This is a genomic window from Pseudomonas sp. RL (assembly GCF_000647775.1).
Taxonomy (GTDB): Bacteria; Pseudomonadota; Gammaproteobacteria; order Pseudomonadales; family Pseudomonadaceae; genus Serpens; species Serpens flexibilis.
Genome location: NZ_JBOY01000013.1, coordinates 1 through 20,782 on the forward strand (window position 1 = coordinate 1; position 20,782 = coordinate 20,782).

At 65.1% G+C, this 20,782-nt stretch carries 16 protein-coding genes and 1 pseudogene; 10 read left to right on the forward strand and 7 right to left on the reverse strand.

Annotated elements, in window-relative coordinates:
• Positions 1–123: 123 nt before the first annotated feature.
• The 5 genes and pseudogenes from AS93_RS18635 to mutS form a co-directional block, all read right to left on the reverse strand.
• Positions 124–867 (reverse strand): annotated as a pseudogene (locus tag AS93_RS18635) (leucine zipper domain-containing protein); the annotation flags it as partial.
• Positions 868–1,091: 224 nt separating this feature from the next.
• Positions 1,092–1,493, reverse strand: coding sequence for an META domain-containing protein (locus AS93_RS0103445; protein WP_027589293.1), 402 nt, complete (start codon positions 1,491–1,493; stop codon positions 1,092–1,094).
• A gap of 156 nt (positions 1,494–1,649) precedes the next feature.
• On the reverse strand, positions 1,650–2,075 hold the full coding sequence (locus AS93_RS0103450; RefSeq protein ID WP_027589294.1) for a hypothetical protein: 426 nt from the start codon (positions 2,073–2,075) through the stop codon (positions 1,650–1,652).
• A gap of 274 nt (positions 2,076–2,349) precedes the next feature.
• Positions 2,350–2,673, reverse strand: coding sequence for a ferredoxin FdxA (gene fdxA / locus AS93_RS0103455; RefSeq protein WP_027589295.1), 324 nt, complete (start codon positions 2,671–2,673; stop codon positions 2,350–2,352).
• A gap of 141 nt (positions 2,674–2,814) precedes the next feature.
• Complete coding sequence (mutS, locus tag AS93_RS0103460; protein ID WP_177324717.1) at positions 2,815–5,394, reverse strand: DNA mismatch repair protein MutS; 2,580 nt, start codon at positions 5,392–5,394, stop codon at positions 2,815–2,817.
• A gap of 398 nt (positions 5,395–5,792) precedes the next feature.
• On the opposite strand from mutS, the gene AS93_RS0103465 reads away from it, so the two are divergent.
• From AS93_RS0103465 to recX, 3 genes are all read left to right on the forward strand, one after another.
• Complete coding sequence (locus tag AS93_RS0103465) at positions 5,793–6,293, forward strand: CinA family protein (RefSeq protein WP_027589297.1); 501 nt, start codon at positions 5,793–5,795, stop codon at positions 6,291–6,293.
• Between the two features lie 90 nt (positions 6,294–6,383).
• The gene (gene recA, locus AS93_RS0103470; RefSeq protein WP_027589298.1) at positions 6,384–7,433 is read left to right on the forward strand and encodes a recombinase RecA; all 1,050 of its coding nucleotides are present in this window, start codon (positions 6,384–6,386) and stop codon (positions 7,431–7,433) included.
• Between the two features lie 11 nt (positions 7,434–7,444).
• A complete protein-coding gene (recX, locus tag AS93_RS0103475; RefSeq protein WP_027589299.1) occupies positions 7,445–7,894 on the forward strand; it encodes a recombination regulator RecX in 450 nt (149 codons plus the stop codon).
• A gap of 181 nt (positions 7,895–8,075) precedes the next feature.
• Here recX and AS93_RS0103480 read toward each other — a convergent pair whose 3' ends face one another.
• Positions 8,076–10,001, reverse strand: a complete 1,926-nt coding sequence (locus AS93_RS0103480) for a transglycosylase SLT domain-containing protein (protein WP_027589300.1) — start codon at positions 9,999–10,001, stop codon at positions 8,076–8,078.
• A 219-nt stretch (positions 10,002–10,220) separates the two neighbouring features.
• Here AS93_RS0103480 and AS93_RS0103485 point away from each other — a divergent pair, with 219 nt between their 5' ends.
• Positions 10,221–12,119, forward strand: coding sequence for an ATP-binding cassette domain-containing protein (locus tag AS93_RS0103485; protein WP_027589301.1), 1,899 nt, complete (start codon positions 10,221–10,223; stop codon positions 12,117–12,119).
• Between the two features lie 13 nt (positions 12,120–12,132).
• Complete coding sequence (locus tag AS93_RS0103490; protein WP_027589302.1) at positions 12,133–12,816, forward strand: hypothetical protein; 684 nt, start codon at positions 12,133–12,135, stop codon at positions 12,814–12,816.
• Between the two features lie 95 nt (positions 12,817–12,911).
• Here the strand turns inward: AS93_RS0103490 and AS93_RS0103495 are convergent, their stop codons facing one another.
• Positions 12,912–13,355: a universal stress protein gene (locus AS93_RS0103495; protein WP_027589303.1), complete on the reverse strand. Its 444-nt coding sequence runs from the start codon at positions 13,353–13,355 to the stop codon at positions 12,912–12,914.
• 373 nt (positions 13,356–13,728) lie between these two features.
• On the opposite strand from AS93_RS0103495, the gene fadB reads away from it, so the two are divergent.
• The 5 genes from fadB (at position 13,729) to AS93_RS0103520 (ending at position 20,729) form a co-directional block, all read left to right on the forward strand.
• Positions 13,729–15,876 (forward strand): fatty acid oxidation complex subunit alpha FadB, encoded by a 2,148-nt coding sequence (gene fadB / locus AS93_RS0103500; protein WP_027589304.1) that lies wholly within the window; start codon positions 13,729–13,731, stop codon positions 15,874–15,876.
• Positions 15,877–15,906: 30 nt separating this feature from the next.
• Entirely contained in the window at positions 15,907–17,082 is a 1,176-nt protein-coding gene (gene fadA / locus AS93_RS0103505) for an acetyl-CoA C-acyltransferase FadA (RefSeq protein ID WP_027589305.1), read from the forward strand.
• Between the two features lie 140 nt (positions 17,083–17,222).
• A complete protein-coding gene (locus AS93_RS0103510) occupies positions 17,223–17,474 on the forward strand; it encodes a DUF1653 domain-containing protein (protein ID WP_027589306.1) in 252 nt (83 codons plus the stop codon).
• 98 nt (positions 17,475–17,572) lie between these two features.
• Entirely contained in the window at positions 17,573–20,176 is a 2,604-nt protein-coding gene (gene topA / locus AS93_RS0103515) for a type I DNA topoisomerase (RefSeq protein ID WP_027589307.1), read from the forward strand.
• 55 nt (positions 20,177–20,231) lie between these two features.
• On the forward strand, positions 20,232–20,729 hold the full coding sequence (locus AS93_RS0103520; protein ID WP_027589308.1) for a DUF6586 family protein: 498 nt from the start codon (positions 20,232–20,234) through the stop codon (positions 20,727–20,729).
• Positions 20,730–20,782 lie beyond the last annotated feature (53 nt).

The following is a 20,782-nucleotide window of genomic DNA, read 5'->3' on the forward strand; positions in this document are numbered from 1 at the left end:
AGGTAGACCTTCTGGACCTTGGCGTCGGGACGCATCATGGATGGCGGGCTCCAAAGGAAAATGGGGAGCGCAGCATCCTGAACACGGCGGGTCATTGGTAGATGGGGTTTATGGAGCGCTTACGTTGGTGCGTGGTGTGTAGGGCTTGGTCCAGAGGTGGCGCAAGCCCAGCCGGCGAACCAGGCGACGGAAACGCTTGGAGCGGTAGCAGGTGCCGTTGTCGGTCATGATGCGCGTGAAGCGGACACCCAGGCCTCGGTAGTAGCGCAGCGCCTGAAGCAGCGCGCGACAGGCGCTTGCGCCTCGCTCATCCGGATGCAGGGAGCTGAACGCTATTCGGCTGGCATCGTCGATTGCCACATGGACGAACTCCCAACCGGCGCCGTCGGAGTTCTGCTGGCGATCACCCGTGATCCGGTGGCCGGGCTTGCGGAAGCGTCCCAGCTTCTTGATATCCAGATGCAGCAGATCGCCAGGCTGCGCGTATTCGTAGCGCACCACAGGAGATGCGGGCTCCAACTCGGCCAGGCGATGTATGCCGATCTTTCTGAGGCGCCGCGCCACGGTGCTGACGGCCAAACCCAGGTCGCTGGCGATCTGTCGATAGGTCTTGCGGACACGCCGTTGCTCGACGAGGCGCGCAACCAGAGTCTCTGAGGTGGCATGCGGGCAACGTTTTGGCCGTGACGAGCGATCGGCCAAGCCCGCTTCGCCTTCCTCCCGAAAACGCCTTAGCCACTTGTAGGCGGTCCGCACGCTGACACCTGCAGCCTGAGCGGCCTCCTCGACACGTAACCCCCGCTCGATACGCTGGACAAGAAGGGCTAGACCGCGAGGGGTAAGACGGGCATGTTTATGCAGGTTCATCCGGGGCTCCTGGAAGGCTGTGTGGGTCACACTTCCAGAATTCCGGGAATGCCCCGGATGAACAACCTACTGAGAGATCACAGCTAGGGTTCGATGAGAACCTGACCACCCTATGCGCGGAGAGTGCTGTTGGTTGTGTGGGAGCGGACTTGTCCGCGAGCGTTTTTGCGGTGCCCACCCAAGGCTCGTGAGTGAATTCGCTTCCACAGTTTGGGTTCTTGCGGCTATTCGGCGAGCATCCGCAGCGCCTGGTCCTCCGCATACCACAGGCGCAGCTCGCCGTTTTCCCCCATCTCCCAGCGCTTCACCTGGCCCAGTGCCTGGAGGAAGCGGTCTTCCTGTTCCATCAGGGCCGGGGCGCACGCCATACGCGTGGCGCCGGCGTGGTCGAAGCTCAGGTTCTGTCCATTGGTCTGGTAGCTGGCGAACCAGCGGTTGCAGCCGGCATGGCCGTATGCGCGGCCGTCGGCGCCGAGGGTCACGGTGAGATGGCTGCTGTCGATCAGCGGGCGTTCGCCGATCCATTCCACCTTGTAGGGGGTGTCGAGCGGCAGGCTGGGCGAAGTCGTGCTGGCGCAGCCTGTGAGGAGCAGGGCGGTGGCGAGGATGGGGACGAGTTTGTTCATGGTGGCCTCGTTGGATTGCGGATTGCCGGGGATTGTAATGCGTAGGGCGGACAACGTTGTTTTTGTCCGCCGGCCCGGGTTTCGGCGCGGCCCCTAGCGGCGGACAGGAAAAGCGTTGTCCGCCCTACAGGGTATTCCGCAACGGGTGCGTTGGGCTTACCGGCAGGCGGGGCAGAGGTGACCTTGGACTGCCTTGCTCCAGCCTAGTTCGGCGATGCGCGCTTCGGCGGCGGGCTGTTGGGCGGCCTTGCCGAGGCTGGCGTCGACGGCGAATTCAAAATCCAGCTGGGCGCCGCAGTTGTCGCAGTTCACCTTCCAGTTGTGGATGGCCAGCTCGCGGAACGCGGGGCCGCTGGCGGTCGCCAGCCACTGGCCGGGCGGGTTGATCAGGTGGCGGACCTTGTCGACGGTCAGGCGCATGGCCAGTTCGCGGCTGCCCTTGAGGGTGACCAGCAGCGTATCGCCCGCCTGGATCGAGCCGCCGTTGCCGGTGACCTGGTAACGGCCCGGCGCTAGGGCGCGGCATTCGGTGAGGGTATGGGCGGGGTTGAGCAGGTTGTAGCGGAAGTCGTGTTCGGCCATGGCGGGTGATCTCGAATGGGGCGGCAATGGTAGCAAACCCACGGTATGCACGTTCCCCGTAGAGGGGTTAACCAAGGATTGGTTGGGGCGGGGTGGCCCTGACGCGGGTAGGGTGGACAACGCATTTTTTGTCCACCATCGCGCCGGGTACGGCGCGCCTTGCGGCGCGTTGGTGGATCGGTGGAGCGCGATCCACCCTACGGTGCAGGAAAGCGCCTACACCGCAAACGACAAGGCCCGCTTTCGCGGGCCTTGTCGTTTTACCGGGAAGCTATCAGCGCTCCAGGTACTGCAGCTTGTCCTTCACGCCGTCCCATTCCTCGGCGTCGGCCAGCGGTTCCTTGCGCTCGGTGATGTTCGGCCAGACTTCCGCCAGGTCGGCGTTGAGCTCGATGAACTCCTGCTGGTCCTCGGGCACCTCGTCTTCGGAGAAGATCGCCTGGGCCGGGCATTCGGGTTCGCACAGGGCGCAGTCGATGCACTCGTCCGGGTGAATGACCAGGAAGTTCGGGCCTTCGTAGAAGCAGTCCACCGGGCAGACTTCCACGCAGTCGGTGTATTTGCACTTGATGCAGTTGTCGGTGACGACGAAGGTCATGGCCTATCTCTCTCCTCAGGCGACGGCTGGGTCTGGTCTTTGCCAGGCTCCCGCTCGAAACAGGGACCGCCGCGGCTCAGGCAACCGGGCAAGCTCCGATATCAAAAACGCGCGGATTCTAACAGCTCCCGCGCGGGTCGGTTATATCCGACTCTTCCACGCATATAACAATTCGAGCGCCTGACGCGGGGTCAGATTATCCGGGTGGAGCCGCGCCAGCTCGTCGATCACGGGGTGTGGCAGGCTGGCAAACAGGTCGTTCTGCACGGGTGCGACGGATTGTCCCTGGGGCGCTTTCGGAGCCTCGTGGGGCAGGCTGGTGACTTCCAGGCGCGCCAGGTGCTCGCGGGCGCGCTGGATCACGGGTGACGGCACGCCGGCCAGTTGCGCCACGGCCAGGCCGTAGCTCTGGCTGGCCGGGCCGGGCAGTACGTGGTGCAGGAAGACGATGCGCTCGTTGTGTTCGGTGGCGTTCAGGTGCACGTTGGCCACCACCGGCTCGCTTTCCGGTAGCACGGTAAGCTCGAAGTAGTGGGTGGCGAACAGCGTCCAGGCGCGCAGCTTGGCCAAATGCTCGGCGGCCGCCCAGGCCAGCGACAGGCCGTCGAAGGTGCTGGTGCCGCGGCCCACTTCGTCCATTAGCACCAGGCTGCGGTCGGTGGCGTTGTGCAGGATGTTGGCGGTTTCGCTCATTTCCACCATGAAGGTGGAGCGCCCGCCGGCCAGGTCGTCGCTGGAGCCAATGCGGGTGAAGATGCGGTCCACCAGGGACAGTTCGCAGGCCTTGGCCGGTACGAAGCTGCCGACGTGGGCGAGCAGCACGATCAGCGCGGTCTGGCGCATGTAGGTGGACTTACCGCCCATGTTCGGGCCGGTGATGACCAGCATGCGCGTGGCGTCGTCGAGGGTCAGGTCGTTGGCTACGAAGGGCGTGGTCAGCACCTGCTCGACCACCGGGTGGCGGCCCTGCTCGATCTTCAGGCAGGGCTCCTCGACGAAGCGCGGACGGTTGAGATCGAGGGTCAGCGCGCGCTCGGCCAGGTTGCTCAGCACGTCCAGCTCGGCCAGCGCGGCGGCGGTTTCCTGCAGTGGCGCCAGCTCGCCGATGAGCCGCTCCAGCAGTTCTTCGTAGAGCAGCTTCTCGCGGGCCAGGGCGCGGCTCTTGGCCGACAGCGCCTTGTCCTCGAAGGCCTTCAGCTCCGGGGTGATGAAGCGCTCGGCGCCCTTGAGGGTCTGGCGGCGCTGGTAGTCGGCCGGCGCCTGCTCGGCCTGCACGCGCGGCAGCTCGATGTAGTAGCCGTGGATGCGGTTGTAGCCGACCTTGAGGTTGGGCAGGCCAGTGCGCGCCTTTTCGCGGGCTTCCAGGTCCATAAGGTACTGGCCGGCGTTCTCGGAGAGCGACAGCAGCTCATCCAGCTCGGCGTCGTAGCCGCGCGCCAGCACGCCGCCGTCGCGGATCACCGCCGGCGGGTTGTCGATGATGGCGCGTCGCAGCAGGTCGGCCAGCTCGGGGTAGGTGCGCACGTTGGTGGCCAGACTCTGCAGATGGGGCGCTTCCAGATCGCCCATGGCCTGTTGCAGGTCGGGCAGCGCGGCCAGTGCATCGCGCAGGCGCGCCAGGTCGCGCGGGCGGGCGTTGCGCAGGCCGATGCGGGCGAGGATGCGCTCCACGTCGCCGATGTCCTTAAGGCGCGGCTGCAGGGTTTCGAAGCGGTAGCGTTCCAGCAGGCAGGCGATGGCGTCCTGGCGGGCTTCCAGCACGGCGCGGTCGCGCAGCGGGCGGTTCAGCCAGCGGCCGAGCAGGCGGCTGCCCATGGCGGTCTGGCTGCGGTCCAGCACCGATTGCAGGGTGTTGTCGCGTCCACCGGCGAGGTTGGTGTCGATTTCCAGGTTGCGCCGACTGGCGCCGTCCAGCACCACGGTGTCGGCCAGGCGCTCGTGGCGCAGGCTGCGCAGGTGCGGCAGGGCGGTGCGCTGGGTTTCCTTGGCATAGGCGAGCAGGCAACCGGCGGCGCCGATGGCCAGGCTCAGGCCTTCGCAGCCAAAGCCCTTGAGGTCCTGGGTGCCGAATTGCTGGCAAAGGCTCTTGAAGGCGGAGTCGCGCTCGAAATCCCAGGGCGCGCGACGGCGGCTGCCGCGTCGCTTCTCGGCGGGCAGACCCTGGGGCCAGTCGTCGGGAATCAGCAGTTCGGCCGGATCGAGGCGTTCCAGCTCGGCGAGCAGCGCTTCCCAGCCTTTGATCTCCTGCACGGTGAAGCGGCCGCTGGTGATATCCAGTACGGCCAGGCCGAACAGGCGCTCGTCGCCGAGCAGCGCGGCCAGCAGGTTGTCGCGGCGCTCGTCGAGCAGCGCCTCGTCGCTCACCGTGCCGGGGGTGAGGATGCGCACCACTTGGCGCTCGACCGGGCCCTTGCTGGTGGCCGGGTCGCCGATCTGTTCGCAGATCACCACCGACTCGCCGAGCTTGACCAACTTGGCCAGGTAGCCCTCCGCCGAGTGGAAAGGAATGCCGGCCATCGGAATCGCCTGCCCGGCGGACTGACCGCGGGCGGTGAGGGTGATGTCCAGCAGCTTGGCGGCCTTCTTGGCGTCCTCGTAGAACAGCTCATAGAAATCGCCCATGCGATAGAACATCAGCTGGTCCGGGTACTGGCTCTTGAGCCGCCAGAACTGCTGCATCATCGGGGTGTGTGAGGAGAAATCGAGGGTGTCCTTGGGCATAAGAATCCGGGCGCTGGCTGGGGTGGTGCGAGCGCGGAAGGTTACCATCCGGCACCTGTTCCCGCACCCGGGCGCGCCCGCCGTTGGGGTTTGTGACTACGCCAATGTAGGGCGGACAACGTCGTTCTTGTCCGCCGATCCCAGCTCCGGCATAGCGCCCAGCGGCGGACAGGTGAAGCGTTGTCCGCCCTACCGTTGCCGCCCGGTCGGCGTAGGGCGGACATCGTTGTTTTTTGTCCGCCGATCCAAGCTCCGGCGGGGGCCGGTTTTATGTCCGTTTGCGGTGCTGAATTCCGCGCCCGGGTTGCGACCGCGCCACTTTCGGCCGGGATAAATCCGACCCCACTTGTCACACTCCTGGTGTAGGGTTTCGCCCTTCCGGGCATGGAGGACATCCGATGGACATTCTCACCCCGCTGGCCCAGCGCCTGGGCGACGTGCTGCTGGCGCAGCAGGCCCAGGCCACCACCGCCGAATCCTGCACGGGCGGGGGTATCGCCGAGGCCATTACCCGCATTCCCGGCAGCTCTGCCTGGTTCGAGTCGGGTTACGTCACCTATTCCAACACCCAGAAGATTGCCCAGTTGGGCGTGCCGGCGGAGCTGTTTGCCACCGTTGGCGCGGTCAGCCGCGAAGTGGTCGAGGCCATGGCGCGGGGTGCGCAGCAGCACAGCGGGGCGCGCTTCGCGGTGGCGGTCAGCGGCATCGCCGGACCGGACGGCGGCACGCCGGACAAGCCGGTCGGCACCGTCTGGCTGGCCTGGGCGGATGGCCCGCAGGTACATGCGCATCGCTTCCAGTTCGCCGGCGATCGTGCCGAAGTGCGCCGTCAGTCGGTTGAGGCGGCCTTGAATGGTCTGATCCGGCTGGCCGTCGGAGAAAATCCGTTCGAGGGGTAGGCGAGTGCGGAAGCCTATGCTCTAATACTGGCTACTTATACAGTTGTTTGGTGGCCGTCGGGCCCTGTCGAATTTAGCGAGGACTTCTCAATGGACGATAACAAGAAGCGCGCCCTGGCGGCGGCCCTGGGCCAGATCGAAAAGCAGTTTGGCAAGGGCGCGGTGATGCGCATGGGCGACCATGACCGCCAGGCCATTCCGGCCATTTCCACCGGTTCCCTGGGCCTGGATATCGCCCTGGGCATCGGTGGCCTGCCCAAGGGCCGTATCGTCGAGATCTACGGTCCGGAGTCCTCCGGTAAGACCACCCTGACCCTGTCGGTGATCGCCGAAGCCCAGAAGCAGGGCGCCACCTGCGCCTTCGTCGACGCCGAGCACGCGCTGGACCCCGACTACGCCGCCAAGCTGGGCGTCAACGTCGACGACCTGCTGGTCTCCCAGCCGGACACCGGCGAACAGGCCCTGGAAATCACCGACATGCTGGTGCGCTCCAACGCCGTGGACGTGATCATCGTCGACTCCGTGGCCGCGCTGGTGCCCAAGGCGGAAATCGAAGGCGAGATGGGTGATTCCCACGTCGGCCTGCAGGCCCGCCTGATGTCCCAGGCGCTGCGCAAGATCACCGGCAACATCAAGAACGCCAACTGCCTGGTGATCTTCATCAACCAGATCCGCATGAAGATCGGCGTGATGTTCGGCAACCCGGAAACCACCACCGGCGGTAACGCCCTGAAGTTCTACGCCTCGGTGCGCCTGGACATCCGCCGCATCGGCGCGGTGAAGGAAGGCGACGAGGTGGTCGGTAGTGAAACCCGCGTCAAGGTAGTCAAGAACAAGGTGGCGCCGCCGTTTCGCCAGGCCGAGTTCCAGATTCTCTACGGCAAGGGCATCTACCGCAACGGCGAGATCATCGACCTGGGCGTGCAACTGGGCCTGCTGGAGAAGTCCGGCGCCTGGTACAGCTACCAGGGCAGCAAGATCGGTCAGGGCAAGGCCAACGCCGCCAAGTACCTGGACGACAACCAGGAGGTGCGCAGCACCCTGGACAAGGCTATCCGCGAGAAGCTGCTGGTCAGCCCCGGCAACCTGAAGGCCAGCGCCGACAGCGAGGAAGACGTGGCCGAGCTGGACGATCTCTGATCGGTTGAGCCATGCCTGTCGTGCTGGATACGCCCGTCGCCGTGCGACGGGCCGCCATGGACCTGCTCGCGCAACGCGAGCACGGTCGCGTCGAGCTGGCGCGCAAGCTGCGCCGGCGCGGCGCCCCGCCTGAATTGATCGACAGCGCCCTCGACCGCCTGGCCGAAGAAGGGCTGCTCGACGAATCCCGTTACCTGGACAGCTTCATCGCGAGCCGCGCCCGCGCCGGTTACGGCCCCTTGCGCATTCGCGAGGAACTGGCCCAGCGCGGTTTGCCGCGCGAGGCGATTGAGCTAGCGCTCGGCGAATGCGGGGTGGACTGGGCCGAGCAGTTGAACGAGCTCTGGCAGCGGCGCTTCGGCGTGCGCCCGCAGGATCAGAAGGAACGCGCCCGCCAGGGACGGTTCCTGGCCTACCGGGGGTTTTCGATGGAGCAGATTTCGCGGCTGTTGCGCGGTTGAAACCGCGGCGCGCCTTGCGGCGCGTTGGTGGATCGATGGAGCGCGATTCACCCTACGGGTCTGTTTCGTAGGGTGGACAACGTTTTTCTTGTCCACCATTGGAGCGCCACTGCGCATATAAAGCTCGCGGACAAGTCCGCTCCCACGGAGAGCTGATCCGGTGGGTGCAGACCTGTCCTGCCTATGGCTTCACCACCCGCTCGTGTCCTTCCACCAAAGGCTGCGGTGCGCCCAGCTTGTCCCCATAGATCACCGCGTAGGTCAGCACGTTCTGCACGTACTGGCGGGTTTCGTCGAAGGGCAGGCTTTCCACCCAGACGTCGAATTCCAGCTCCCGGGACTCATTCAGCCACTGGCGCACCCGCTGCGGCCCGGCGTTGTAGGCCGCGGTGGCGAGAATGCGGTTGTGGCCGAACTGGCGGTGCACCTGACTGAGGTAGGCGGTACCCAGCTGGATGTTGAGGTCGGGATCGAGGATCTGCCGGGGGGACTGGAGGCGGATGCCGAAGCGCCGCGCCGTTTCCCGGGCGGTGGCCGGCATCACTTGCATCAGGCCGGTGGCGCCGGCATGGGAGCGGGCATCATCCATGAACCCGCTTTCCTGACGCGTGATTGCATAGACCCAGCTGGACTCCAGGCCTCGCTGCTGGGCCGTGCGCACCAGGGTGTTGCGGTGGGCCATCGGAAAGCGGATGTCCAGGTCGTCCCAGTGTTGCGCCAGGCTGATGGTGCGGATGGCCGGGAAGTGCCAGTCCATGTCATGGGCCAGTTTGGCCTGGGCGATCAGCTCGTCGCGGCTGAACAGGCGGCTGACGTGGTACCACTCGCGGCGCGCGTCGACGATCTGGCCGCGCTGGTAGAGTTCCAGGGCGCGTCGAATGCCGGCGCTGTTGCGCACCTGCTGCAGGACCTGTGGATCGATCTGCAGGGGCCGGTGCCCGATGCGGGGGGGCTGGCCGATGCGGTCGGCGGCCAGGAAACCGTAGAAATCCCGTTCGGTCGCCACCGGCCGGTACAGTTGCAGCGCTTTGGGCGTGTCGCCCTGGGACAGCTGCAGGCTGCGCGCGCGCCAGTAGCGCCAGCGGTTGCTCTGCGCCAGTTCGCCGTCGAGGCGGTTGGTGAGCTGGTGGGCTTCTTCCCAGCGTTCCAGGCGCAGCAGCAGGCGCACGCGCCATTCGGCGAGCGTCGCATCGCGCAGCTCCGGATCGTAGTCGGCCATCAGGCGCAGGGCGCGGCTATCGAAGCGTTTCGCCAGGCGTAGCCCCAGATCGCGGGCGATGGCCAGCTTCTCCTCGGTGGGGAAGGTGAGGTGAGGCGCGTACTGGTCGAGCAGTTCCAGAGCGCGCTCGGGGTCGCGACGCGCCAGGCGGCGCAGACCGAGGCCGACGATCTCCGCCATGCGCGCATCGTCGCGCAGGAAGCGCTGGCTCTGGCTCTGGCTCAGGCGCTCCGGTGTGCGGGCCACCTCGAGCAGCAGCTGGCCGTCGGCACGCAGTGTGGTGAGATTGCTGGCCAGATGGGTCGCCAGGCCGAGGTTGCCGGCCAGGGTGGCGAGGCGCAGGCGCTGCCAGCGAAGATCTTCGGTTAGCCCGCCCTGATTGCTCCACAGCCGGAACAGGCCATCGCACTCGTCCGGCTGGGATGTGCCTACCAGCCACAGGCGTTCCGCCTGGGCCTGGCCGGCTTCCCGCTGGCCGCTTTCCAGCAGGTAGCGACCGTACAGGCAATCCAGTTCGGTGAGCTCCAGGCGCGGGTCGTAATGGTCGAGGAACGGCTGCCAGTCGCGCCGCTGGGCCAGCAGGCGCAGCCAGCGCAGCTTCAGGCGGGATGCCTGGGGCAGGTCGCCATGTTCGGTGAAGAATTTGTCCAGCTCGCGGTTGCTGGCGCTGCCCAGGCGGCGGTTGATTGCCTCGTAGGCGAGGTAGGGTTCCAGGGGATAGCTGCGCAGCGCGGCCGCATGCCGGCGATACGGGCCTTCGTCGCCTTTCTTCAGGGCCGCGTAAGCCTCGTCGTACCAGCGGCGCTGCTGGTCGAGGCTGGCAGCCTGGCTGGTCAGGGCCAACAGGGTGGCCGCAAGGCTGGCAATCAGGAGAAAAGATCGGCGCATGGTACTTCCAGAATCGCGAAGGCGGAGCTTATCCGAACTGGAGTATGGATGATTGACGCCGGTCGGCAGGGGAAGTGCTTCCGACAGGCTGTGTGTCTCACATTCCCCAGGGCAGCCCGTGGGAGCCAATTCATTCGCGAGCTCTTCTGGCATGCCTGCATGGATGAGTCCGCCGGGCGGGCTCCTGTTAGAATGCCGGCCCAGTTTTCGGAGGCGCCCATGACCCTGCTCAAATTCACCGATGTTTCCCTCGCCTACGGCGCCATGCCGCTGCTGGACGGTGTGTCCTGGCAGATCGCCAAAGGGGAGCGGGTATGCGTCATCGGCCGCAACGGTACGGGGAAATCCAGCCTTCTGCAGCTGGCCAAGGATGCCCAGGCGCCGGATGACGGTGAAATCTGGCGGGCGCCGGGGCTGAAGATCGGCGAGCTGCCCCAGGAATTGCCGCGCGCCGACGAACGCAGCGTGTTCGACGTGGTGGCGGAGGGCCTGGCCGGCGTCGGCGAGCTGCTGGCGCGCTATCACCACCTGAGCCAGCACATCCAGGGCGATGCCGATCTGACCGAACTGATGCACGTGCAGCAGGAACTGGAGGCCAAGGATGGCTGGCGTCTGCAGCAACTGGTGGACAGTACCCTGAGCCGTCTCAATCTGCCGGCCGACAAGACCCTGGCCGAGCTCTCCGGTGGCTGGCGCCGCCGCGTGCTGCTGGCCCAGGCGCTGGTGGCCGAGCCGGATCTGCTGCTGCTCGACGAGCCGACCAACCACCTGGACATCGGTGCCATTGCCTGGCTGGAAGAAGCGTTGCTGGGCTTCAATGGCGCCGTCCTGTTCATCACCCACGACCGGGCCTTCCTGCAAAGCCTGGCGACGCGCATCCTCGAACTGGATCGTGGCCACCTGATCGACTGGAACGGCGACTATGCCAGCTTCCTGGTGCACAAGGAGCAACAGCTGGCCGCCGAGGAAAGCGCCAACGCGCTGTTCGACAAGCGCCTGGCCCAGGAGGAGGTGTGGATCCGCCAGGGCATCAAGGCCCGGCGCACCCGCAACGAGGGCCGCGTGCGCGCGCTGAAGGCCATGCGTGCCGAGCGTGCCGAGCGCCGCGAGCGCCAGGGCAAGGCCAGCCTGCAGCTGGAGACGGCGGAGAAGTCCGGCAAGCAGGTGATCGTCGCCGAGCATGTCAGCTTCGCCCATCCTGGCGGCAAGCCGCTGGTCAAGGATTTCTCTCTGGTGCTGCAGCGCGGCGACCGCATCGGCCTGCTTGGCGCCAACGGCACGGGCAAGACCACGCTGCTCAAGCTACTGCTCGGCGAGCTGCAGCCGCAGTCCGGCAGCATCGAGACCGGTACCAAGCTGGAAGTCGCCTACTTCGATCAGCTGCGCCTGCAGCTGGATCCGGAAAAGACTGTCATCGACAACCTGGCCGAGGGCCGCGACTTCATCACCATCGATGGGCAGAGCCGCCATGTGCTGAGCTACCTGGGCGACTTCCTGTTCAGCCCGCAGCGCGCGCGCACGCCGGTCAAGGCGCTGTCCGGCGGCGAGCGTGCCCGCTTGCTGCTGGCGAAGTTGTTCAGCAAGCCCGCCAACCTGCTGGTACTCGACGAACCCACCAACGACCTGGACGTGGAAACCCTGGAACTGCTCGAGGAAGTGCTGCTCGGCTTCCAGGGCACCGTGCTGATGGTCAGCCACGACCGGGCGTTCCTCGATAACGTGGTGACCAGCACCCTGGTGTTCGAGGGTGACGGCCGGGTGCGCGAGTACGTCGGCGGCTACCAGGACTGGCTGCGCCAGGGCGGATCGCCGCGCCTGCTCGGCGTCGAGGAAAAGGGCAAGGCGCCGAAGGCTGAAGAGCCGGCGCCTGCGCCAGTTGCGGCACCGGTCGCGGCACCGCGACGCAAGCTCAGTTACAAAGAGCAGCGCGAGCTGGAGGCGCTGCCCGGACAGATCGAAGCGCTGGAAGAGGAACAGGCGGCCCTGCAGCGGGAAACCGCTTCGCCGTCCTTCTATCAGCGACCGGCCGAGGAAACCCGTGCGGCCCTGGCTCGCCTGGAAAGCCTGCAGCACGAGCTGGATGCCCTGCTCGAGAGGTGGGCCGAATTGGACGACTGACCAGGAGCCTTGAATGGCGATCGAGTACCGGATAACCCTCGACGACGAACACACGTTCAGCTACCAGATCGAACTCGATCGCGACCCGCGACCCGCGGCGGACAAATTGCCCGCCTGGACGCGGCTGGATTACCAGCAATGCGGCAACTGTCCGCTGAGCAAGGCCGAGCACGTGCATTGTCCGGCGGCGGTCGATCTGCACCGAGTCATTGAGGATTTCCAGGGATTGCCCGCCGTGACCCGGGCCTTCGTTTGGGTGCGCACCCCGGAGCGCGAATACAGCAAGCAGGTGGGGCTGGAAGAAGGTCTGCGCTCGCTGCTTGGCGTGATCATGGCGACCAGCGCCTGCCCGGTGCTGGCGCGCCTGCGACCCATGGCCCAGCAGCACCTGCCGTTCGCCAGCAACCGCGAATTCATCCTGCGCGCCGTGGCCCTGTACCTGGCGCGCCAGTACTTCAACAGCCGTGAAGGTCGCCGCCCCGACTGGGAACTGCGCGGCCTGGTGAAGGCGTTCCAGCAGCTGCAACTGGTCAACCAGGCCTTCTGGCAACGGATTCACGCCACTTGTGAGGGCGACTCCAACCTCAAGGCATTCCTGACCTTCTTCTCCATGGCCAACAGCATGACGGTGTCGCTGGAAACCCAGCTGCACAAGATCCGGCCGCTGGTGATGAGTGCCGGGGAGGGTGGGGAGTAAAGCGCGGACCTGTAGGAGCGACTTCAGTCGCGAGCTTTTGGGTGCGACTGCACCCAGGCATCGTTGCTACAGCCGCTCCCACACAAGACCTTCCCCTATTCCTCTTTCTTCAGGCGCACCGCCAGCACATCGCACGGCGCGCCGTGCAGCAGGTCGTTGGCGGTGGAGCCGAGCAGCAGGGCCAGGCCGTGGCGGCCGTGGCTGCCGACCACGATCAGGTCGCAGCCCTGCTCGATGGCCAGGCGGTGAATTTCCTGGCGCGGCTGGCCGTACGCGAGGTGGCGCTGGTCCGCCGGCAGCATGTCGCCGTAGCGTCCGGTGAAGGTATCCAGGCGTTCGCGCGCCTGGTCGAACTGCTGCTGCTGCAGCATCGACAGGTCCATCGGTACGTCTCCGCCGAAGGCCATGGCCATGGGCTCGACGATGTGCACGATCGACAGCCGGGCATTGTGGCTGCGTGCCAGGGTGGCGGCGCGTTCCACCACCGGATGGCATTCCTCTGCCAAGTCGATGGCGACCAGTATGTGCTGGTACTGCATGATCATTTCCTCCTGGAATGCCGGGTCATTCACCATTGCGGCAAGTATGGCTCCGGCCGGGGTTTCATGATGATTTCTCGAACGGGTTGCTAACGTTCACCACAAAGCGGGCTGAATGCTAGCAGAATGCGATTGGCCGGTGCGGTATGCGGGAATGCGCAGAGCGCCAATTGACAAGCCGGGCCTTTTGCAGGAAGGTTGGCACACCCGAATCAAACGATCGTATGAATTGAGCGTTTGCCTTGCACTGCTCTATTACGCACGACTCCATGCATCGACGGGTGTGCCGGTAAACACGCCGCGACAGGCACTGACCTGTGGTATCCGGCGATCGATGTATAACAGTTCAGCTTCCATACCTGGAGATCAGTTGATGATTTACGAAGGTAAAGCCATCACGGTTAAGGCTCTTGAGGGCGGCATCGTCGAATTGAATTTCGACCTCAAGGGTGAGTCCGTCAACAAGTTCAACCGCCTCACCCTGAACGAGCTCCGTCAGGCCGTCGATAGCATCAAGGCCGACGCCTCCGTCAAGGGCGTGATCGTGACCAGCGGCAAGGACGTGTTCATCGTCGGCGCCGACATCACCGAATTCGTCGACAACTTCAAGCTGCCCGAGGCTGAACTGGTCGCCGGCAACCTCGAAGCCAACAAGATCTTCAACGATTTCGAAGACCTGGCTGTTCCCACCGTGGTTGCCATCAATGGCATCGCCCTGGGCGGCGGTCTGGAAATGTGCCTGGCCGCGGATTACCGCGTAATGGCCGAAAGCGCCAAGATCGGTCTGCCGGAAGTGAAGCTGGGCATCTACCCGGGCTTCGGCGGCACCGTGCGTCTGCCGCGTCTGATCGGTACCGACAACGCCATCGAGTGGATTGCCGGCGGCGCCGAGAACAAGGCCGATGCCGCCCTCAAGGTGCGCGCCGTCGATGCCGTGGTTGCCGACGACAAGCTGCGTGATGCCGCCCTGGATCTGGTCAAGCGCGCCATCGCTGGCGAGCTGGACTACAAGGCCAAGCGCCAGCCCAAGCTGGAAAAGCTCAAGCTCAACGCCATCGAGCAGATGATGAGCTTCGAGACCGCCAAGGGCTTCGTGGCCGGCAAGGCGGGCCCGAACTATCCGGCTCCGGTGGAAGCCATCAAGACCATCCAGAAGGCGGCCAACATGGGCCGCGACAAGGCGCTGGAAGTCGAAGCTGCCGGTTTTGCCAAGCTGGCCAAGACCTCGGTCGCCGAAAGCCTGATCGGTCTGTTCCTCAACGACCAGGAACTGAAGAAGAAAGCCAAGGGCTACGACAAGCAGGCCCGCGACGTACAGCTGGCCGCCGTGCTCGGCGCCGGCATCATGGGGGGCGGCATCGCCTACCAGTCGGCCGTCAAGGGCACCCCGATCCTGATGAAGGATATCCGCGAAGAGGGTATCCAGATGGGACTGAACGAGGCCTCCAAGCTGCTCGGCAACCGCGTCGAGAAGGGTCGCCTGACCGCCGCCAAGATGGCCGAGGCGCTGAACGCCATCCGTCCGACCATGTCCTACGGCGATTTCAAGAACGTCGACATCGTGGTCGAAGCCGTGGTCGAGAACCCGAAGGTCAAGCAGATCGTGCTGGCCGAAGTGGAAGACCAGGTGAAGGAAGATGCCGTGCTGGCCTCCAACACCTCGACCATCTCCATCAACCTGCTGGCCAAGGCGCTCAAGCGCCCGGAAAACTTCGTCGGCATGCACTTCTTCAACCCGGTGCACATGATGCCGCTGGTGGAAGTGATCCGTGGCGAGAAGTCCAGCGAGACCGCCATCGCCACCACCGTGGCCTATGCCAAGAAGATGGGCAAGAACCCGATCGTGGTCAACGACTGCCCCGGCTTCCTGGTCAACCGCGTGCTGTTCCCCTACTTCGGCGGCTTCGCCAAGCTGGTCAGCGCCGGTGTGGACTTCGTGCGCATCGACAAGATCATGGAGAAGTTCGGCTGGCCCATGGGCCCGGCCTACCTGATGGACGTGGTCGGCATCGACACCGCCCACCATGCCCGTGACGTGATGGCCGAGGGCTTCCCGGATCGCATGAAGGAAGAGCGCAAGACCGCCGTCGACGCGCTGTACGAGGCCAACCGCCTGGGCCAGAAGAACGGCAAGGGCTTCTACGCCTACGAGACCGACAAGCGCGGCAAGCCGAAGAAGGTGGTCGATGCCTCCGTCCAGGACGTGCTGGCCCCGATCGTCTACGAGCAGCGCGAAGTCACCGACGAGGACATCATCAACTTCATGATGATCCCGCTGTGCCTGGAAACCGTCCGTTGCCTGGAAGACGGCATCGTCGAAACCGCCGCCGAAGCCGACATGGGCTTGATCTACGGCATCGGCTTCCCGCCCTTCCGCGGGGGTGCGCTGCGCTACATCGATTCCATCGGTGTGGCCGAGTTCGTGGCCCTGGCCGACAAGTACGCCGACCTGGGCGCGCTGTACACCCCGACCGCCAAGCTTCGTGAAATGGCCGCCAAGGGCCAGAAGTTCTTCGGTTAATGCGGACAGAACAGAGCGAGATATAGAGAAATGAGTCTGAATCCGAGAGACGCCGTCATTGTCGACTTCGGCCGCACCCCGATGGGCCGTTCCAAGGGTGGCATGCACCGCAACACCCGCGCCGAGACCATGTCGGCGCACCTGATCAGCAAACTGCTGGAGCGCAACGACAAGATCAACCCGGCCGAGGTCGAGGACGTGATCTGGGGTTGCGTCAACCAGACCCTGGAGCAGGGCTGGAACATCGCCCGCATGGCGTCGCTGATGACCCAGATCCCGCACACCAGCGCCGGCCAGACCGTCAGCCGCCTGTGCGGTTCCTCCATGAGCGCCCTGCACACCGCCGTGCAGGCGATCCAGACCGGCAACGGCGACGTGTTCGTGGTCGGCGGGGTGGAGCATATGGGCCACGTCAGCATGATGCATGGCGTGGACCCGAACCCGCAGCTGTCCCTGTACGCCGCCAAGGCCTCGGGCATGATGGGCCTGACCGCCGAAATGCTGGGCAAGATGCACGGCATCAGCCGTGAGGCCCAGGACCAGTTCGGCGTGCGCTCTCACCAGCGCGCCTGGGCCGCCACCCAGGAAGGCAAGTTCAAGGACGAGATCATCCCGATGGAAGGTTACGACGAGAACGGCTTCCTGAAGGTGTTCGACTTCGACGAGACCATCCGTCCGGAAACCACCTACGAAGGCCTGGCTTCGCTGAAGCCGGCATTCAACCCGAAGGGTGGCACCGTGACCGCCGGTACCTCCTCGCAGATCACTGACGGCGCGTCCTGCATGATCGTGATGAGCGCCCAGCGCGCCAAGGACCTGGGCATCCAGCCGATGGCCGTGGTGCGCGCCATGGCGGTAGCCGGTGTCGACCCGGCGATCATGGGCTACGGCCCGGTGCCGTCCACCCAGAAAGCGCTCAAGCGCGCTGGTCTGAGCATGGACGACATCGATCATGTCGAGCTGAACGAAGCCTTCGCAGCCCAGGCCCTGCCGGTGCTGAAGGACCTCAAGCTGCTGGACAAGATGGACCAGAAGGTCAACCTGAACGGCGGCGCCATCGCACTGGGTCACCCGTTCGGTTGCTCCGGTGCCCGTATCTCCGGCACCCTGCTGAACGTGATGAAGCAGAACGGTGGCACCCTCGGCGTCGCGACCATGTGTATCGGTCTCGGCCAGGGCATCACCACGGTCTTCGAACGCGTCTAAGCGAACGGGATCGAAAAGACCGGGGCCTCGTGCCCCGGTTTTCTTTTTTGGTTTGTCGGTGCAAAAAGCGGGTGTGGTTTTCAGCGCGGCTGCCGATACCTGCTGACGCAAATGCATCCTGTGTTATCGGAGTGGTATCGATGCGCATAACGACTGGCGTGTATCGCCACTACAAGGGGCATGAATATCGGGTATTCGGTGTGGCCCGCCATTCGGAGAACGAAGAGGAAATGGTGATTTACCAGGCGCTGTACGGCGAATACGGCCTGTGGATCCGGCCTCTGCGCATGTTCTGCGAAACGGTCGATCTGAATGGCGAGCGCTTGCCGCGCTTCGCGCTGGTGCGGGAAGAACCACCCTTGATCGGACTCAAGCCGGAGTTGGAGCCTTGACGCCGGCAGCTTGACCTTGGCGTGATCGCCACTATATATAGCGGTTCCGCGCAAGGCGGCCCCCTTCCTTTATTTATTTGTCAGGAATTCTCCAACCCATGGGTAAATCGCTGGTCATCGTGGAATCACCGGCCAAGGCCAAGACCATCAACAAGTATCTGGGTAGCCAGTACGTTGTGAAGTCGAGTATCGGCCACATCCGCGACCTGCCGACCAGCGGCTCGAGCGCCGCCAAGGAGCCGGCCAAGCGCGGCAAGGCCGCTGCCGAAGGCGCGACCCTCTCGCCCAAGGAGAAGGCCCGGCGCCAATTGTTCGCGCGCATGGGTGTCGATCCGGAGCACGGCTGGAAAGCCCAGTACGAAATCCTGCCCGGCAAGGAAAAGGTGGTCGAGGAGCTCAAGCGCCTGGCCAAGGACGCCGACACCATCTACCTCGCAACCGACTTGGACCGCGAGGGGGAGGCTATCGCCTGGCACCTGCGCGAATCCATCGGCGGCGATGACAGCCGCTACAAGCGCGTGGTGTTCAACGAAATCACCAAGAAGGCGATCCAGGAAGCCTTCGCCAGCCCCGGCGAGCTGGACCTGAACCGCGTCAATGCCCAGCAGGCACGCCGCTTCCTCGACCGCGTGGTCGGCTACATGGTCTCGCCCCTGCTGTGGGCCAAGATTGCCCGTGGCCTGTCCGCCGGTCGCGTGCAGTCGGTGGCGGTCAAGCTGGTGGTCGAGCGCGAGCGCGAAATCCGCGCCTTCGTCCCGGAAGAGTACTGGGAAGTCCATGCCGACCTCGGCACGGCGCGACAGGACAAGGTGCGTTTCGAAGTCGTGCGCGAACAGGGCGAGGCGTTCAAGCCGGTCAACGAGGCGCAGGCCATGGCCGCCCTGGAGCGCCTCAAGCGCTCGGCGTATCGCATCGCCAAGCGCGAGGACAAGCCAACCTCCAGCAAGCCCTCCGCGCCGTTCATTACCTCCACGCTGCAGCAGGCGGCCAGTAATCGCCTGGGCTTCGGTGTGAAGAAGACCATGATGATGGCTCAGCGCCTTTATGAAGCGGGCTACATCACCTACATGCGTACCGACTCGACCAACCTGTCGCAGGACGCCATCGCCATGGCGCGCGGTTTCATCGAGGCCGAGTACGGCTCGAAGTACCTGCCCGAAAAGCCGAACCTCTATTCCAGCAAGGAGGGCGCTCAGGAGGCGCACGAGGCGATTCGTCCTTCCGATGTCCAGTTGCGTCCGAATCAGCTGTCGGGCATGGAGCGCGACGCCGAGCGTCTCTATGAACTGATCTGGCGCCAGTTCGTGGCCTGCCAGATGCCGCCCGCCCAGTACCTGTCGACGACCGTCAGCGTGGCCGCCGGCGATTTCGAACTGCGCGCCAAGGGCCGCATCCTCAAGTTCGATGGCTATACCCGCGTGCTGCCGCAACAGAGCAAGCCGGGCGAAGACGATGTATTGCCGGATATGGCCGAGGGCGAAACGCTCGACCTGCTCAAGCTCGACCCCAGCCAGCACTTCACCAAGCCGCCGGCGCGCTTCTCGGAAGCCAGCCTGGTCAAGGAGCTGGAGAAGCGCGGCATCGGCCGGCCGTCCACCTATGCGGCGATTATTTCTACCATTCAGGAACGCGGCTACGTCACCGTGCACAACCGTCGCTTCCACGCCGAGAAGATGGGCGATGTGGTCACCGATCGCCTGTCGGAGAGCTTCGCCGATCTGATGGACTACGGCTTCACCGCTGGCATGGAAGAGCGCCTGGACGATGTGGCCCAGGGTGAGCGCGACTGGAAGAACCTCCTGGACAGCTTCTATGCCCGGTTCAGCCAGCAGCTCGCCCGCGCCGAGGCCAGCGAGGGCGGCATGCGCGCCAACCAGCCGACGCTGACCGACATCCCGTGCAAGGAATGCGGCCGCCCCATGATGATCCGCACCGCCTCGACCGGGGTGTTCCTCGGTTGCTCCGGCTACAGCCTGCCGCCGAAGGAGCGTTGCAAATCCACCCTCAACCTGGTGCCGGGCGACGAGATCGCCGCGGACGACGAGGGGGAATCCGAGTCCCTGCTGCTGCGCAACAAGCATCGCTGCTCGAAATGCGGCACGGCGATGGATGCCTACCTGCTGGATGAAACCCGCAAGCTGCATATCTGCGGCAACAATCCGGATTGCAGTGGCTACGAGATCGAGCAGGGCCAGTACCGCATCAAGGGTTACGAAGGCCCGAGCCTGGAGTGCGACAAGTGTGGCAGCCAGATGCAGCTCAAGACCGGCCGTTTCGGCAAGTTCTTCGGCTGCACCAACGCCAGCTGCAAGAACACCCGCAAGCTGCTGAAGAGCGGCGAGGCGGCGCCGCCCAAGAGCGACCCGATTCCGATGCCGGAGCTCAAGTGCGAGAAGGTGAGCGACACCTATGTGCTGCGTGATGGCGCTTCGGGGCTGTTCCTGGCCGCCAGCCAGTTCCCCAAGAACCGCGAGACCCGCGCGCCGCTGGTGCTTGAGCTGCTGCCGCACAAGGCCGAGTTGGATCCCAAGCACCATTACCTGCTGTCCGCGCCGCCCAGTGACCCGGACGGCCGTCCGGCGGTGATCCGCTTCAGCCGCAAGAGCAAGGAGCAGTACGTGCAGTCCGAGGTGGATGGCAAGCCCACCGGCTGGCGTGCCTTCTATGCCAACGGGCAGTGGAAGGTCGAAGACAAGCGCTGAACAGGGCCGCGGCCCAGGCCGCGGCACGTACCGCAGATTACCGGAGGGCGCCGTCGTGGCCCAGGAACGCTATACCCGAACCAACCAGAAGCTCTACTTCGCCGGTCTCGCCATCAAGGCGCTGCGTGAAGCCGAACAGAGCGCCGTACTGGATGCCGCGGGTCGTGCCCAGGCCGAGCGCGAGGCGGCGCTGTTCCACCTTCACGGCGCACTGCTCGGTCTGTTGCAGGAGATCGCCGGCTTCTATCGCCTGCCCGGTGCCGATGTGCCAGCGGTGGAATCTCTGCTGGGCATTGCTGCCGACTGCCCCGAACTGGCGGAGCTGCGCCAGCTGGCGGCGCGTGGCGACAGCTGGCTGTCCGCCCTGCGCGAAGCCCATGCTGCACTCTTTGTACCGCCCCTGGCGCCGCGCAAGCCGGCCGAGAACGACGGGCTGATCGTCACCAGCGCCGCGCCATCGACGTTGCCTGTCGATGCGGGGATGCTGACGGTTTGGCAGTCCGAGCTCAAAGCCCTGGCTCTGCGCTTTCGCGAGGCGATGGTCGACAGCTGAAGGCTGGCTTGGCAGGAGCGGCCACGGCCACAGCGCCGTGTATCCCCGGCCCT

Excerpts from the sequence above, each read along its gene's own strand:
- fdxA (WP_027589295.1), bottom strand. The coding sequence starts at position 2,673 with ATGACCTTCGTCGTCACCGACAACTGCATCAAGTGCAAATACACCGAC.
- AS93_RS0103510 (WP_027589306.1), top strand. The coding sequence starts at position 17,223 with ATGCGCATAACGACTGGCGTGTATCGCCACTACAAGGGGCATGAATAT.
- recA (WP_027589298.1), top strand. The coding sequence starts at position 6,384 with ATGGACGATAACAAGAAGCGCGCCCTGGCGGCGGCCCTGGGCCAGATC.
- AS93_RS0103450 (WP_027589294.1), bottom strand. The coding sequence starts at position 2,075 with ATGGCCGAACACGACTTCCGCTACAACCTGCTCAACCCCGCCCATACC.
- mutS (WP_177324717.1), bottom strand. The coding sequence starts at position 5,394 with ATGCCCAAGGACACCCTCGATTTCTCCTCACACACCCCGATGATGCAG.
- fadA (WP_027589305.1), top strand. The coding sequence starts at position 15,907 with ATGAGTCTGAATCCGAGAGACGCCGTCATTGTCGACTTCGGCCGCACC.
- AS93_RS0103465 (WP_027589297.1), top strand. The coding sequence starts at position 5,793 with ATGGACATTCTCACCCCGCTGGCCCAGCGCCTGGGCGACGTGCTGCTG.
- AS93_RS0103490 (WP_027589302.1), top strand. The coding sequence starts at position 12,133 with ATGGCGATCGAGTACCGGATAACCCTCGACGACGAACACACGTTCAGC.
- AS93_RS0103485 (WP_027589301.1), top strand. The coding sequence starts at position 10,221 with ATGACCCTGCTCAAATTCACCGATGTTTCCCTCGCCTACGGCGCCATG.
- AS93_RS0103445 (WP_027589293.1), bottom strand. The coding sequence starts at position 1,493 with ATGAACAAACTCGTCCCCATCCTCGCCACCGCCCTGCTCCTCACAGGC.
- topA (WP_027589307.1), top strand. The coding sequence starts at position 17,573 with ATGGGTAAATCGCTGGTCATCGTGGAATCACCGGCCAAGGCCAAGACC.
- recX (WP_027589299.1), top strand. The coding sequence starts at position 7,445 with ATGCCTGTCGTGCTGGATACGCCCGTCGCCGTGCGACGGGCCGCCATG.
- AS93_RS0103480 (WP_027589300.1), bottom strand. The coding sequence starts at position 10,001 with ATGCGCCGATCTTTTCTCCTGATTGCCAGCCTTGCGGCCACCCTGTTG.
- AS93_RS0103495 (WP_027589303.1), bottom strand. The coding sequence starts at position 13,355 with ATGCAGTACCAGCACATACTGGTCGCCATCGACTTGGCAGAGGAATGC.
- fadB (WP_027589304.1), top strand. The coding sequence starts at position 13,729 with ATGATTTACGAAGGTAAAGCCATCACGGTTAAGGCTCTTGAGGGCGGC.